We start from the raw sequence: 13673 nt of genomic DNA on the forward strand, positions 1-13673 counted from the left end.
GTGGCACCACCCTCGCCCCCTCCATCACACCAGCACCCGCTCGATGCCGCCCGAGTTGGCCTTGGCCACGTAGTCCGGCATCCAGTTCTCGCCCAGCAGGTGCTTGGCCATTTCCACCACGATGTAGTCCGCCGTGACCGTGGCGTCTTCGTTGTAGCGCGACAAACCCTGCAGGCAGGACGGGCAGCTGGTCAGGATCTTGACGTCGCCGACGAAGCCGTCGGTGCGCAGCTTGTCCGCGCCCTTGGTCATTTCCTCTTCCTTGCGGAAGCGGATCTGGGTGGAGACGTCGGGCCGCGATACCGCCAGCGTGCCGGACTCGCCGCAGCAACGCTCGTTCTTCTCGATCTTGCCGCCGCCCTCGTTGCCGCCCATCAGCTCGTTGACGAGCTTGGTCGGGTCCATGGTCTTGATCGGGGTGTGGCAGGGGTCGTGGTACATGTAGCGCGTACCGGTCACGCCTTCCAGCTTGACGCCCTTCTCCAGCAGGTATTCGTGGATGTCGATGATGCGGCAGCCCGGGAAGATCTTGTCGAATTCATACCCGGCCAGCTGGTCGTAGCAGGTGCCGCAGCTCACCACCACGGTCTTGATATCGAGGTAGTTGAGCGTGTTGGCGACCCGGTGGAACAGCACCCGGTTGTCGGTGACCATCTTCTCGGCCTTGTCGTACTGGCCGTTGCCGCGCTGCGGATAGCCGCAGCACAGGTAGCCCGGCGGCAACACGGTCTGCACGCCCACATGCCACAGCATGGCCTGCGTGGCGAGGCCAACCTGCGAGAACAGCCGCTCCGAGCCGCAGCCCGGGAAGTAGAACACCGCCTCGGTCTCGGGCGAAGTCCGCTTCGGGTCGCGGATGATCGGCACGATCTCGTTGTCTTCGATGTCGAGCAGCGCGCGCGCGGTCTTCTTGGGCAGGTTGCCCGGCATCTTCTTGTTGATGAAGTGGATCACCTGCTCTTGCACCGGCGCGCGGCCCACCGTGGCGGGCGGATGCGCGGTCTGCTTCCTGGCGAACTTCTTGAGCAAGTCGTTGCCCAGGCGCTGCGCCTTGTAGCCCCAGTCGATCATGACCTTGCGGGTCATGTTGATGGTCTGCGGGTTGGTGGCGTTGAGGAAGAACATCGAAGCGGCGGTGCCGGGATTGAACTTCTTCTGGCCCATCTTGCGCAGCAGGTTGCGCATGTTCATCGACACGTCGCCGAAGTCGATCTTGACCGGGCACGGCGTCACGCACTTGTGGCAGACCGTGCAGTGGTCCGCCACGTCGGAGAACTCGTCCCAGTGCTTGATGGAGATGCCGCGGCGGGTTTGTTCCTCATACAGGAAGGCCTCGACCAGCAGCGACGTCGCCAGGATCTTGTTGCGCGGGCTGTACAGCAGGTTGGCGCGCGGCACGTGGGTGGCGCACACCGGCTTGCACTTGCCGCAGCGCAGGCAGTCCTTGACGCTGTCGGCAATGGCGCCGATATCGCTCTGCTGCATGATGATGGACTCATGCCCCATCAGCCCGAACGACGGCGTATAGGCATTGCGCAGGTCGGCGCCGGGCAACAGCTTGCCCTTGTTGAAGCGGCCCTGCGGGTCCACGCGCTGCTTGTACTCGCGGAATTCGCCGATCTCGTCCTCGGTCAGGAACTCCAGCTTGGTGATGCCTATGCCGTGCTCGCCGGAGATCACGCCGTCGAGCGAGCGCGCCAGCGCCATGATGCGGGCCACCGCGCGGTGGGCGTCCTGCAGCATGTCGTAGTCGTCGGAGTTGACCGGGATATTGGTGTGGACGTTGCCGTCGCCGGCGTGCATGTGCAGCGCCACGAAGACGCGGCCGCGCAACACCTGCTTGTGGATCTTCTGCGCTTCGTCGAGGATGGGCTTGAACTCGCCACCGTTGAAGATATTGCGCAGCTCGGCGCGCACTTCGCTCTTCCACGACACGCGGATGGTGCGGTCCTGCAGCAGGTGGAACACGGTGGCGTCCGGCTGCTGCTCGAGGCGGGCCTCGAAAGCCTGGCCGAGCAGGCCCAGGCCGTGGCCGATCAGCGACGCACGCGCGGTGGCCAGCGGCGTGTCGAGGTGGTTTTGCAGGTAGGTCCAGCGCGAGCGGATTTCGCGCAGCAGCTGCAGCGCGTGCTGCACGCGGTCTTCCAGCAGTTCGGCGCTGGGGATCTCGTTGGCGTCGTCGCTGCGGCCCAGCGGCAGGTTGCCGCGCGCGAAGAAGGTTTCCAGCGCATCGGTCAGCTGGAGCTTGTTCTTGATCGACAGCTCGATATTGATGCGCTCGATGCCGTCGGTGTACTCGCCCATGCGCGGCAGCGGGATCACCACGTCTTCATTGATCTTGAAGGCGTTGGTGTGCTTGGCGATGGCGGCGGTGCGCGAGCGGTCCAGCCAGAACTTCTTGCGGGCTTCCGGGCTGACCGCGACGAAGCCTTCGCCGCTCTTGCCGTTGGCCATGCGGATGACTTCCGAGGTGGCGCGGGCGACCGCGTCCTGGTCGTCGCCGACGATGTCGCCGATCAGCACCATCTTCGGGAAGGCGTTGCGCTTGCTCTTGGTAGCATAGCCCACCGCGCGCAGGTAGCGCTCGTCCAGGTGCTCCAGGCCGGCCAGGATGGCGCCGCCGGGAGTGCGCGATTCGGCGTCGAGGTAATCCTTGATTTCCACGATGCTGGGAATGGCGTCGCGCGCCTGGCCGAAGAACTCCAGGCAGACCGTGCGCACGTGCGCCGGCATGCGGTGCAGGATCCAGCGCGCGCTGGTGATGATGCCGTCGCAGCCTTCCTTCTGGATGCCGGGCAGGCCGGCCAGGAACTTGTCGGTCACGTCCTTGCCCAGGCCTTCCTTGCGGAACTTGCGCCCTTCGATGGCCAGGGTTTCCGTGCGCAGCGGCTTTTCGCCGGGCGCGCGGTTGCCGTCCGACCACTTCAGCTCGAACGTGGCAACGGGCACGTCGTGGATCTTGCCCAGGTTGTGGTCCAGGCGCGTGACTTCCAGCCAGTTGCCTTCCGGATCCACCATGCGCCACCAGGCCAGGTTGTCCAGCGCGGTGCCCCACAGCACGGCCTTCTTGCCGCCGGCATTCATGGCCACGTTGCCGCCGATGCAGGACGCATCGATCGAGGTCGGATCGACCGCGAACACCAGCCCTGCCTTGTCGGCGGCGTCCGCCACGCGGCGCGTCACCACGCCGGCGCCGGAGAATATGGTGCCGACCTTGTGCGCCACGCCCGGCAGGTCGGTCTGCTCGACCGGCCCGAGCTGCTCGAGCTTTTCCGTGTTGATCACGGCGCTCATCGGCGTCAGCGGCACGGCGCCGCCGGTGTAGCCGGTGCCACCCCCGCGCGGGATGATGGTCAGGCCCAGCTCGAAGCAGCCCTTGACCATGCCGGCGATCTCTTCCTCTGTGTCCGGGGTGAGGACCACGAAGGGATATTCCACGCGCCAGTCGGTCGCGTCGGTCACATGCGAGACGCGCGACAGGCCGTCGAACTTGATGTTGTCCTTCTGCGTGACGCGGCCCAGCACGCGCTGGGTGCGCTTGCGCAGGTCATAGGCGTCGGCGAACTCCTGCTTGAAGTCCTCGATGGCCTGCTTGGCAAAGCTGACCAGCTGCTCGACCCTGTGCGAGCGGTCCTCGGCGGCGGGCTCGGCGTGTTCGGCACGGTCGGCGGCGCGGCGCTTTTCCACCTCGGCGAGCCGATGGTGCAGTGCCGAGACCAGCATCTGGCGGCGCTTCGGGTTCTCCAGCAGGTCGTCCTGCAGGTAGGGATTGCGGCGTACCACCCAGATATCGCCCAGCACTTCATACAGCATGCGGGCGGAGCGGCCGGTGCGGCGTTCGCCGCGCAGCTCGGCCAGGATGCGCCAGGCTTCTTCGCCTAGCAGCCTGATGACAATCTCGCGATCCGAGAATGACGTGTAGTTATAAGGGATCTCTCGCAGGCGCGCGGGCGCATCCTGCGCGGCGAGTTTGGCATCGAGCACGAGTGGGGCGTTCATGGGGAGGGGACCGCTTCCTGTAGCGCACGGGGACGGTGCGCCGGATCGTCTTTAAAGGGCAATTGTACTTCAAGGCCTGCTTTCGCCGCACCGCAACATGGCAGAACCTTGCTTGGACAAGGGTTGCATTACCCCTGCCGTGACGCCGGAGGCGCTGGCTAGAACAGGCTTTTGAGGCTGGCAGCGACGCCGTGCCAGAAACTATTCGGGATCCAGAGCAGGGCTATCGTCATCGCAAGGTAGCGCAGAAACTTGCCAATCGCCATGTAAACCAGGCTCGGCCAGAACGGCAGCCGGAGCCAGCCCGCCAAAGTGCATAAAGGATCACCAATTCCCGGTAACCACGAGGCCAGCAGGGTCGGCGGCCCCAGTCGGCGCATCCAGCGGAAGTAACGCGCGTCCAGCGCCGGCTTGCGCGGCTGGCGGGGATGGCGGCGGTGCTGGGCATGCTCCTCCTCGTGCGCGCGCTGCTGGCGCCGCTTGCGGAACCGCACCAGCGCCAGCTTGGCCGCGTAGCCCAGCCACCAGTCGATGGCGCCGCCCGCGGTGTTGCCGAGCGTGGCGACGATGATGGCCGGCCAGAACAGATGCGGATTGAGCTTGATATACCCGAATACCGCTGGCTCGGAGCCCAGGGGCAACAAGGTGGCGGACACCAGGCTGACCACGAAGATAGCCGGCAGGCCCACCTTGGGCAGGGCAACGGTTTCGAACAGCCAGTCGATGAAGCCTTCCATAGAGAGAGAGTTGGTGCCGGTGCGGTGTGAATGCGGCGTGAATGCGGTCTGAATGCGGTCTGAATGCGGTGCGACCACGCTGCGGCGATCGGATGGCGGGCCATTCTAGCAGCGCCATCTTGCGCGCCCGCACCCGACGCCGGCCGCGCCCTCTGGCCACGTCAGGTGGCGCAGGGGCAACCCGCATGGCATGCACCGGAGATTTGTGATTAACTGTTAGAGCCTGCCGCAGCCAAACGTTCACGGCGCGGCATTGTTCGGCAATACCCAGCGATACCCGGCAATAAATACCCGGCAGCACCGCAGTACCAACATCACGAAATAGCCGTACCCAACAAACGGCAGTAACGCGTCGTGGCCAGTCCCGCGCAGCTTTTCGGGATTCAGGGATTGGTCGTGCACGTGTCCACCCACATGGAGACAAGCATGGCGATTCCTATCCGCCTGACCGTCAACGGCCGCGCCGTCGACGCGCAGGTAGAACCCCACACCCTTCTCGTCCAGTTCCTGCGCGAACAACTCCGCCTGACCGGTACCCATGTCGGCTGCGACACCGCCCAGTGCGGGGCTTGCACCGTGCACATGGACGGCCGCGCGGTCAAGTCGTGCAACATGCTGGCGCTGCAGGCGGATGGCGCCAGCATCACCACCATCGAAGGGATCGCCCCGGAGGGTCAGCTCCACCCCATGCAGGAAGCTTTCCGCAACTGCCACGGCCTGCAGTGCGGCTTCTGCACACCCGGCATGGTGATGAGCGCCATCGCGCTGGTCAGGCAGCAGCCCAATGCCGACGCCACCGCCATCCGCGAGCAGCTCGAGGGCAACCTGTGCCGCTGTACCGGCTATCACAACATCGTGCGCGCGGTGCAGGAAGGCCAGTCCGCGATGCATGGCGTCAGCGCTGAATAAGGGGACCGCCATGAACGCACCAGACAACCAACACCTGATCGGCGCCTCGGTCAAGCGCAAGGAAGACTACCGCTTCCTCACCGGCAACGGCCAGTACACCGACGACATCGTGCTGCCGCAGCAAAGCTACGGCTACTTCCTGCGCTCGCCGCACGCGCACGCCCGCATCGTCTCCATCGACAAGACCGAAGCGCTGGCCTCGCCCGGCGTGGTCGCCATCTTCACCGGCGAGGATGTTGCCGCCGACAAGGTCGGCGGCCTGCCCTGCGGCTGGCTGATCCACAGCATTGACGGCAGCCCGATGAAGGAGCCGCCGCACCCGGTGCTGGCGCAGGGCAAGGCCCGCCACGTGGGCGACCAGGTCGCGCTGGTGGTGGCCGAAACGCTGCAGCAAGCCAAGGACGCCGCCGAGAAGGTCGACGTGCAATACGACGAACTGCCCGCCGTGGTGAATACCGCGCAGGCCGCCACCGCCAGCTCGCTGGTACATGACGACGTGCCCGAGAACACCAGCTATGTCTGGGGCCACGGCGACCGCGCCGCCACCGACGCCGCCTTTGCCAAGGCCGCCCACGTGACCACGCTGGAGATCATCAACAACCGGCTGATCCCCAACGCCATCGAGCCGCGCGCCGTCAATGCCAGCTACACCCGGCAGGACGACAGCTACACCGTCTATGTGTCGAACCAGAACCCGCACGTGGAGCGCCTGCTGATGGGCGCCTTCGTGCTCGGCCTGCCGGAGTCGCGCCTGCGCATCATCGCGCCGGACGTGGGCGGCGGCTTCGGCTCCAAGATCTTCCTGTACGCGGAAGACGTGGCGCTGACCTGGGCCTCGAAGAAGATCAAGCGCCCGATCAAGTGGACCGCCGAGCGCTCGGAGTCCTTCCTGACCGATGCGCACGGCCGCGACCACGTCACCAAGGCCGAGCTGGCGATGGACGCCGACGGCAAGTTCCTGGCCATGCGGGTGCACACCACCGCCAACATGGGCGCGTACCTGTCGACCTTTGCGTCCAGCGTGCCGACCATCCTGTACGCCACGCTGCTGGCCGGGCAGTACACCACGCCGGCGATCTATGCCGAGGTGCGCGCCGTGTTCACCAACACCGCGCCGGTGGACGCTTACCGCGGCGCGGGGCGCCCGGAGGCCACCTATGTGGTGGAGCGGCTGGTGGAAACCGCGGCGCGCGAGATGAAGATGGACCCGGCGGAAATCCGCCGCAAGAACTTCATCCACGACTTCCCGTACGCCACCCCGGTCGGCCTGACCTATGACACCGGCGACTACGAGCCGTGCCTGGCACGCGCGCAAGAGCTCGCGGATGTCAAAGGCTTCCCCGCGCGGCGCGATGAAGCCAAGCAGCGCGGCAAGCTGCGTGGGCTGGGCTACTCCTGCTACATCGAGGCATGCGGGCTGGCGCCGTCGAATATCGCCGGCGCGCTGGGCGCGCGCGCGGGGCTGTTCGAGGTGGGCGAGATCCGTGTCCACCCGACCGGCACCGTGACCGTCTTCACCGGCTCGCACAGCCACGGCCAGGGGCATGAAACCACCTTTGCGCAGATCGTGGCGGACCGGCTCGGCATTGCGCTGGATGCCGTGGAAGTGGTGCACGGCGACACCGGCCGCGTGCCGTTCGGCATGGGCACCTATGGCTCGCGCTCGCTGTCGGTAGGCGGCTCGGCCATCATGAAGGCGCTCGACAAGATCGAAGCCAAGGCCAAGAAGATCGCGGCCCACTTGCTGGAGGCCTCGGACGCCGATATCGAGTTCAAGAACGGCACGTTCAGCGTGGCCGGCACCGACCGCAGCAAGACCTTTGGCGAAGTGGCGCTCACCGCCTACGTGCCGCACAACTACCCGCTCGACAAGCTGGAACCGGGCCTGAACGAAAACGCCTTCTACGACCCGACCAACTTCACCTACCCATCGGGCGCCTACATCTGCGAGGTGGAGGTCGATCCTGACACCGGCGAGAGCAAGGTGATCAAGTTCACCGCGGTGGACGATTTCGGCAACATCATCAACCCGATGATCGTCGAGGGCCAAGTGCACGGCGGCATCGGCCAGGGCCTCGGCCAGGCCATGCTGGAGCAGTGCGTGTACGACAATGACAGCGGCCAGTTGCTGACCGGCTCCTACATGGACTACGCCATGGCGCGCGCCGGCGACCTGCCGGACTTCACGGTGGAAACCGCCAAGGGCACGCCCTGCACGCACAACCCGCTGGGCGTGAAAGGCTGCGGCGAGGCCGGCGCGATCGGCTCGCCGCCTGCGTTCATCAACGCGCTGGTGGATGCGCTCTCGCCGCTTGGCGTGCACGACATCCAGATGCCCGCCACGCCGCATCGCGTGTGGCAGGCCATCCGCCAGGCGCAGGCCCCTAACTGAGATCGGAGGCACACCATGTACGCATTCCATTTCGAACGCGCCGCCGATGCCAAGTCGGCGGTGGCCAAGCTCAAGGCGGACAGCGACGCCAAGTTCCTCGGCGGCGGACAGAGCCTGCTGGCCGCGATGAAGCTGCGCCTCGCCGCGCCGTCCGCGCTGATCGACGTATCCCGCATTCCCGGCATGGCGGATATCCATGTCGAGAACGACGAGCTGGTGATCGGCGCGGCGGCACGCCATGCCGACGTGGCGGCCAACGCCGACGTGCGCAAGCGCATCCCCGCGCTGGCCGCGCTGGCCGACGGCATCGGCGACCGGCAGGTACGCGCGATGGGCACGCTGGGCGGCTCGCTCGCCAACGACGATCCGGCCGCCTGCTACCCGGCGGCGGTGCTCGCGCTCAACGCCACCGTGGTCACCGACCGCCGCAATATCGCCGCCGATAGCTTCTTCAAGAGTCTCTACGAAACCGCGCTGGAACCCGATGAACTGATCACCGCCGTGCGCTTTCCCACGCCGGACAAGGCCGCCTACATCAAGTTTCGCAACCCGGCATCGCGCTTCGCGCTGGTGGGCGTGACGGTGGCGCAGTTCGGCAAGGTCGTGCGGGTGGCGGTCACCGGCGCGGCCGACAGCGTGTTCCGCAGCGCACCGCTGGAGCAGGCGCTGGCGGCCAGCTTCACGCCGGCGGCAGCGCGCGCGGTGGTGGTCGATGCAAGCAAGCTGAACACCGACCTGCATGCCTCGGCCGAGTACCGCGCGCACCTGATCCCGGTGCTGGCGGCACGCGCGGTGGAGCAGGCGTTGAAGGGCTAGCGCCAAGCCATCCAGTCCAAGCCCGCCCCCTCATCCCCCGGCATTGGCCGCAGCCCACAGGATGTGCCAACGCCGTCTGGAATGACGACGGCTGTCGCTCCCTCTCCCCTCATGGGGAGAGGGTTGGGGAGAAGGGCGGTTTGGCCAGGAGCCGCAATCAGCGAAGCCAATGGTTTTTTTTGCCTGCGCCCACCCTATCCGCACATAGCACCATCCGGCCATCCTTCATGCTCCCCCAGTCCATCGACCAGACCGCCGCCCTGCTGGAGGCACAGCAGTATTTCGCCGATCGCGAAACCGCCACCGTGCTCTACCTGGCGCTGCGCATGCAGCGGCCGCTCTTCCTCGAAGGCGAGCCCGGCGTGGGCAAGACCGCGCTGGCACGGGCCATGGCCGACGCGCTCGGCACGCGCTTGCTGCGCCTGCAATGCTACGAGGGGCTCGATGCCTCCAGCGCGCTGTACGAATGGGACTACCCGCGCCAGATCATGGCGCTGCGCCTGGCGGAGGCGCGCGGCGAGCGCCCCGACACGCAATCGCTGTACCACGACGATTTCCTGCTCAAGCGGCCGCTGCTGGAATCCCTGCTGCCGGACCCTGCCGCGCCTGGCATTCCACGCGTGCTGCTGATCGACGAGATCGACCGCGCCGATGAGCCCTTCGAAGCCTTCCTGCTGGAGGTGCTGTCCGAGTTCCAGGTATCGATCCCCGAGATCGGCGTGATCCGGGCCGAACAGCCACCGCTCATCATCGTCACCTCCAACCGGACCCGCGAGGTGCATGACGCGCTCAAGCGCCGCTGCCTGTACCAGTGGATGGGCTACCCGCAACGCGAACGCGAACTGCAGATCGTGGCCGCGCGCGCGCCCGAGGCCGCCGCCGCGCTGCAGCACCAGGCCATCGACTTTATCCACCGGCTGCGCGGCATCGACCTGTTCAAGTCCCCCGGCATCGCCGAGGCCATCGACTGGTGCCGCGCGCTGGCCGCGCTGGGCGTCAGCGAGCTGGATCCGCAATCGGTGCGCGACACGCTGGGTGTGCTGCTCAAGTACCAGGACGACCTGGCCCGGGTAGATGGCCCCACCGTGGCCGAGCTGCTCGCCAGCCGGGCGCCGGGAGCCTGAGCCATGCCCCGGCCCCATCCGGACGCTCCGCTGGCCGCCGCGCCACCCGCCGGCACGCTGCCCATGCTGGCGCGCAACGTCACGCACTTCGTGCGGCTGCTGCGCGATGCCGGCTTCGCGCTGTCGCCCGCACATGCTGTGGATACGATGCTGGCGCTGCAATACGTGGACATCGGCAGGCGCGACGAGGTACGCGCGGCCATGGCAGCCCTGATGGTCAACGGACCCGACCAGCGCATGTTGTTCGACGCCGCCTTCGACCTGTTCTGGCGCGACCCGGACTGGGAGGGCAAGCTGCGCGCCCTGCTGCTGCCGCGCGTGGACTCCGGCGCGCCGCCGCCGCCGCGCAACAACCGGCTGGCCGACGCGCTCGCCGCCCAACGCCCTCCCGGGTCCGGCCGACGTGGCGAGGACCACGTCGAGCGCTTCACCGCACCGCTCACCTTCTCCGCGCAGGAGCGCCTGGCGCAACGCGACTTTGAAACCCTCGGCGCGGAAGAATGGCGGGCGCTGCAGCACATGATCCGCGCCCGCCACGCGCGCCTGGCCACGGAGCGCACGCGCCGCCTGCGCGCCGCCGCCAGCGGGCCGCACGCCGACCTGCGCGCCAGCGCCCGGCTGGCGGTGCGCCAGCAAGGCGAATGGCTGCGCTGGAAATACCGCCGCCGCGCCGAGCGCCGCCCGCCCCTGGTGCTGCTGCTCGACATCTCCGGCTCGATGAGCCAGTACTCGCGCGCGGTGCTGTACTTCTGCCATGCGCTGATGCAATCGCGCGAGCGGCTGTCCGTGTTCCTGTTCGGCACCCGGCTGACCAACATCACCCGCTGGCTGCGCGAGCGCGACCCGGACGAAGCCGTTGGCGCCATCACCGGGCAGGTGCGCGACTGGGCCGGCGGCACCCGCATCGGCACCGCGCTGGCCACGTTCAACCGCCAATGGGCGCGCCGCACGCTGTCCGGTCGCGCCACCGTGCTGCTGGTCACCGACGGGCTCGACCATGAAGACATCGACCTGCTGGGCAGCGAAATGGCTCGCTTGCGCCGCTTCGCCCATCGCATCGTCTGGCTCAACCCGCTGCTGCGCTATGCCGGCTTCGTGCCGCAGGCGCGTGGCGTGCAAGCCATCCTGCCGCACGTAGACGCCCTGCGCTCGGCCCACAACCTGGACAGCCTGTTCGCGCTCGAATCCCTGCTGGCCGCGCGCGAGCCGCTGGCCATGCCCGTCTTCCCATCGCCCGCATCCCCGAAAAGGGGCACCTCGGAGCGTAGGGACATCAAGAACCCCAAGGAGACTGCCCCACCATGGAAATGACACAGACGCGGCAACTGCCGATAGCGCAGCAAACCGCCTGGGAAGCCCTGAACGACACGGAGCTGCTCAAGCAATGCATCCCAGGATGTGAGAGCATCGAGCCTGACGGCGACAACGCCTACCTGGTGGCGCTGACTGCCGCGGTAGGCCCGGTCAAGGCGCGCTTCAAGGGGCGCATGGCCCTGCAGGACATCCAGGCGCCCGACAGCTACACCATCCAGTTCGACGGACAAGGCGGGGTCGCCGGTTTCGGCAAGGGCACCGCGGCTGTCACGCTGGCGCCCGAAGGCGACGCGACGGTGCTGACCTACACGGTCAACGCCCAGGTTGGCGGCAAGATCGCGCAGATCGGCTCGCGCCTGGTCGACGCCGCCGCGCGCAAGATGGCCGATACGTTCTTCGACCGCTTCACGGCGGCGGTGAGCGGGTCCGGCGCGCAGGGTGACGAACCAGGCACGGATGACAATGTCACCAAGGACGGAGCGGCGGCCGGCGAAGGCAGCGCGCCCGATGAACAAAACGGTGAAACAAAGCGGAAACGATCATGGACAGCGTGGATCTCGAAGTCCTGAAGAGCAGTGTGCGGTGGCTGGCAGAAGGCCATCGCACGCTATTGGTGACGGTAGTCAGAACCTGGGGCTCCTCGCCCCGGCCGGAAGGCGCCATGCTGGCCGTGCGCGACGACGGCCTGGTGGTCGGCTCGGTCTCGGGCGGCTGCATCGAGGATGACATCATCGACCGGGTACGGCGCGAAGGCATTGCCGGCGCGCGCCCCGAGGCCGTCAAGTACGGCATCAGCGCCGAGGAGGCGCACCGCTTCGGCCTGCCCTGCGGCGGCACCATCGAACTGGTGACCGAGCCGCTCAGCGCCGACAGCCACCTGGACGAGCTGCTGGCCGCCGTGGAAAACGGCAAGCTGGTAGCCCGCACGCTCGACATGGCGAGCGGCCGCGCCACCCTCGGCCCGGCCGAGGCCACCGACGGCCTCGCCTTCGACGGCGCCACCCTGCTCACCATCCACGGGCCACGCTATCGCATGCTGGTGATCGGCGCGGGGCAGCTATCGAAATACCTGTCACAGATCGCTGTTGGCCTGGGCTTCCAGGTCACCGTGTGCGACCCGCGAGAGGAATACACCGAGACCTGGGACATCCCCGGCGTCAACATGGTGCGCACCATGCCGGACGACACCGTGACCGACATGAAGCTAGACGAGCGCTGCGCGGTGATCGCCGTCACCCACGACCCCAAGCTCGACGACCTGGCGCTGATGGAAGCCCTGCGCACGCGCGCCTTCTATGTCGGCGCGCTCGGCTCGCGCCGCAACAACCAGGCGCGCCGCGAGCGGCTCAAGGAGTTCGATCTCAACGACCTGCAGCTCGCGCGGCTGCATGGCCCGGTCGGCATCTATATCGGCAGCCGCACCCCACCTGAGATCGCCATCTCGATCCTGGCCGAAGTCATCGCCGCCAAGAACCACGTCTCGCTGCCCGACATCCTGCAGGTAGAAGGCGCCAAGGCCGCGCGCGAGCTGGCCGCCAACGAAGGCAGCAGCTGCAGCACCTCCCCGTGACCAGCCCGCTGACGGGTTCCATCAACGGCGCCACCAACGGCGCCACCAACGCCGCCGAGCCCCCCACCGGCATCCTGCTGGCAGCAGGCTACGGCCGCCGCTTCGATCCCGCCGGCCAGCGCAACAAGCTGCTGGCCACGCTGCCCGACGGCCGCACCGTAGCCGGCCGCAGCGCCAGGACGCTGGTCTCGGTGCTGCCCGGCACGCTCGCCGTCATCCGTCCGGGCAATCCCGCGCTGGCGGCCGAATTGCGAGCGGCAGGCTGCAAAGTCCTTGAAACCCCTGCTGCGCAGGCCGGCATGGGCGCCGCGCTGGCAGCGGCTGTGGCCGCCACGCCAGACGCAAGCGGCTGGGTGGTGGCACTTGCCGACATGCCTTGGCTGCCGGCAGAACTGGTGCAAGCGGTAGCGTTGACGATCACGACGCGTGACGCAATTGCCGCGCCGTGGCGGGACGGACGCCGCGGGCACCCGGTTGGATTCGGCTCCGCCTGGCGAGACACGCTGCTGAAGCTCGATGGCGATGAAGGCGCCCGGGAGTTGCTGAAGACGCAGCCCGTGATGCGGATTCTGACGGAAGACGAGGGCGCGTTCAGGGACGTGGATACCCCCGGAGATCTCGGGTAGCCGTGGGGTAGCCGCGGGGTAGCCGTGATTCCCGCCCGTCAGGCGGGAACCACCCATGCGCGATGCGAAGCGAGCCGTAAAGGTTTACCTAGGCCGTATGGGGCGCCTCGGGATTCGACGAAAAGAGCGGAAAAGAGGGACCCATGTCTGAGTATCGCCTCAAGGCGATGCGAGTTTGGGTCCCGG

General features: G+C 67.3%; 10 protein-coding genes. 8 read left to right on the plus strand and 2 right to left on the minus strand.

The genetic code is table 11. The features are described 5' to 3' along the window. Positions 1-24: 24 nt before the first annotated feature. Positions 25-3999 (minus strand): DUF3683 domain-containing protein, encoded by a 3975-nt coding sequence (locus ACYP5B_RS50140; protein ID WP_459574910.1) that lies wholly within the window; start codon positions 3997-3999, stop codon positions 25-27. Between the two features lie 158 nt (positions 4000-4157). Continuing rightward, positions 4158-4736 carry a YqaA family protein gene (locus ACYP5B_RS50145; protein ID WP_400097622.1) on the minus strand — a complete coding sequence of 193 codons (579 nt, stop codon included), beginning with the start codon at positions 4734-4736 and terminating at the stop codon, positions 4158-4160. Positions 4737-5162: 426 nt separating this feature from the next. Here ACYP5B_RS50145 and ACYP5B_RS50150 point away from each other — a divergent pair, with 426 nt between their 5' ends. The 8 genes from ACYP5B_RS50150 to ACYP5B_RS50185 all read left to right on the plus strand — a co-directional run bounded on the left by ACYP5B_RS50150 (position 5163) and on the right by ACYP5B_RS50185 (position 13487). Further along, a complete protein-coding gene (locus ACYP5B_RS50150; protein ID WP_267605471.1) occupies positions 5163-5645 on the plus strand; it encodes a (2Fe-2S)-binding protein in 483 nt (160 codons plus the stop codon). Positions 5646-5655: 10 nt separating this feature from the next. Continuing rightward, a complete protein-coding gene (locus ACYP5B_RS50155) occupies positions 5656-8037 on the plus strand; it encodes a xanthine dehydrogenase family protein molybdopterin-binding subunit (protein WP_459574912.1) in 2382 nt (793 codons plus the stop codon). Between the two features lie 15 nt (positions 8038-8052). Further along, complete coding sequence (locus tag ACYP5B_RS50160; protein WP_459574914.1) at positions 8053-8853, plus strand: FAD binding domain-containing protein; 801 nt, start codon at positions 8053-8055, stop codon at positions 8851-8853. A gap of 227 nt (positions 8854-9080) precedes the next feature. After that, positions 9081-9977: an AAA family ATPase gene (locus tag ACYP5B_RS50165; protein WP_267605468.1), complete on the plus strand. Its 897-nt coding sequence runs from the start codon at positions 9081-9083 to the stop codon at positions 9975-9977. Positions 9978-9980: 3 nt separating this feature from the next. After that, the gene (locus ACYP5B_RS50170; protein WP_459574916.1) at positions 9981-11288 is read left to right on the plus strand and encodes a vWA domain-containing protein; all 1308 of its coding nucleotides are present in this window, start codon (positions 9981-9983) and stop codon (positions 11286-11288) included. Then, the gene (locus tag ACYP5B_RS50175) at positions 11279-11860 is read left to right on the plus strand and encodes a CoxG family protein (protein WP_459574919.1); all 582 of its coding nucleotides are present in this window, start codon (positions 11279-11281) and stop codon (positions 11858-11860) included. The genes ACYP5B_RS50170 and ACYP5B_RS50175 overlap by 10 nt, the downstream gene beginning before the upstream one ends. After that, positions 11833-12861 carry an XdhC family protein gene (locus ACYP5B_RS50180; RefSeq protein ID WP_318237831.1) on the plus strand — a complete coding sequence of 343 codons (1029 nt, stop codon included), beginning with the start codon at positions 11833-11835 and terminating at the stop codon, positions 12859-12861. The genes ACYP5B_RS50175 and ACYP5B_RS50180 overlap by 28 nt, the downstream gene beginning before the upstream one ends. A 20-nt stretch (positions 12862-12881) precedes the next feature. Further along, a complete protein-coding gene (locus ACYP5B_RS50185; RefSeq protein ID WP_459574923.1) occupies positions 12882-13487 on the plus strand; it encodes a nucleotidyltransferase family protein in 606 nt (201 codons plus the stop codon). Positions 13488-13673: the final 186 nt, after the last annotated feature.

Source organism: Cupriavidus sp. 8B, assembly GCF_054589115.1.

Excerpts from the sequence above, each read along its gene's own strand:
- ACYP5B_RS50160 (WP_459574914.1), top strand. The coding sequence starts at position 8,053 with ATGTACGCATTCCATTTCGAACGCGCCGCCGATGCCAAGTCGGCGGTG.
- ACYP5B_RS50165 (WP_267605468.1), top strand. The coding sequence starts at position 9,081 with ATGCTCCCCCAGTCCATCGACCAGACCGCCGCCCTGCTGGAGGCACAG.
- ACYP5B_RS50150 (WP_267605471.1), top strand. The coding sequence starts at position 5,163 with ATGGCGATTCCTATCCGCCTGACCGTCAACGGCCGCGCCGTCGACGCG.
- ACYP5B_RS50140 (WP_459574910.1), bottom strand. The coding sequence starts at position 3,999 with ATGAACGCCCCACTCGTGCTCGATGCCAAACTCGCCGCGCAGGATGCG.
- ACYP5B_RS50175 (WP_459574919.1), top strand. The coding sequence starts at position 11,279 with ATGGAAATGACACAGACGCGGCAACTGCCGATAGCGCAGCAAACCGCC.
- ACYP5B_RS50155 (WP_459574912.1), top strand. The coding sequence starts at position 5,656 with ATGAACGCACCAGACAACCAACACCTGATCGGCGCCTCGGTCAAGCGC.
- ACYP5B_RS50145 (WP_400097622.1), bottom strand. The coding sequence starts at position 4,736 with ATGGAAGGCTTCATCGACTGGCTGTTCGAAACCGTTGCCCTGCCCAAG.
- ACYP5B_RS50170 (WP_459574916.1), top strand. The coding sequence starts at position 9,981 with ATGCCCCGGCCCCATCCGGACGCTCCGCTGGCCGCCGCGCCACCCGCC.
- ACYP5B_RS50180 (WP_318237831.1), top strand. The coding sequence starts at position 11,833 with ATGGACAGCGTGGATCTCGAAGTCCTGAAGAGCAGTGTGCGGTGGCTG.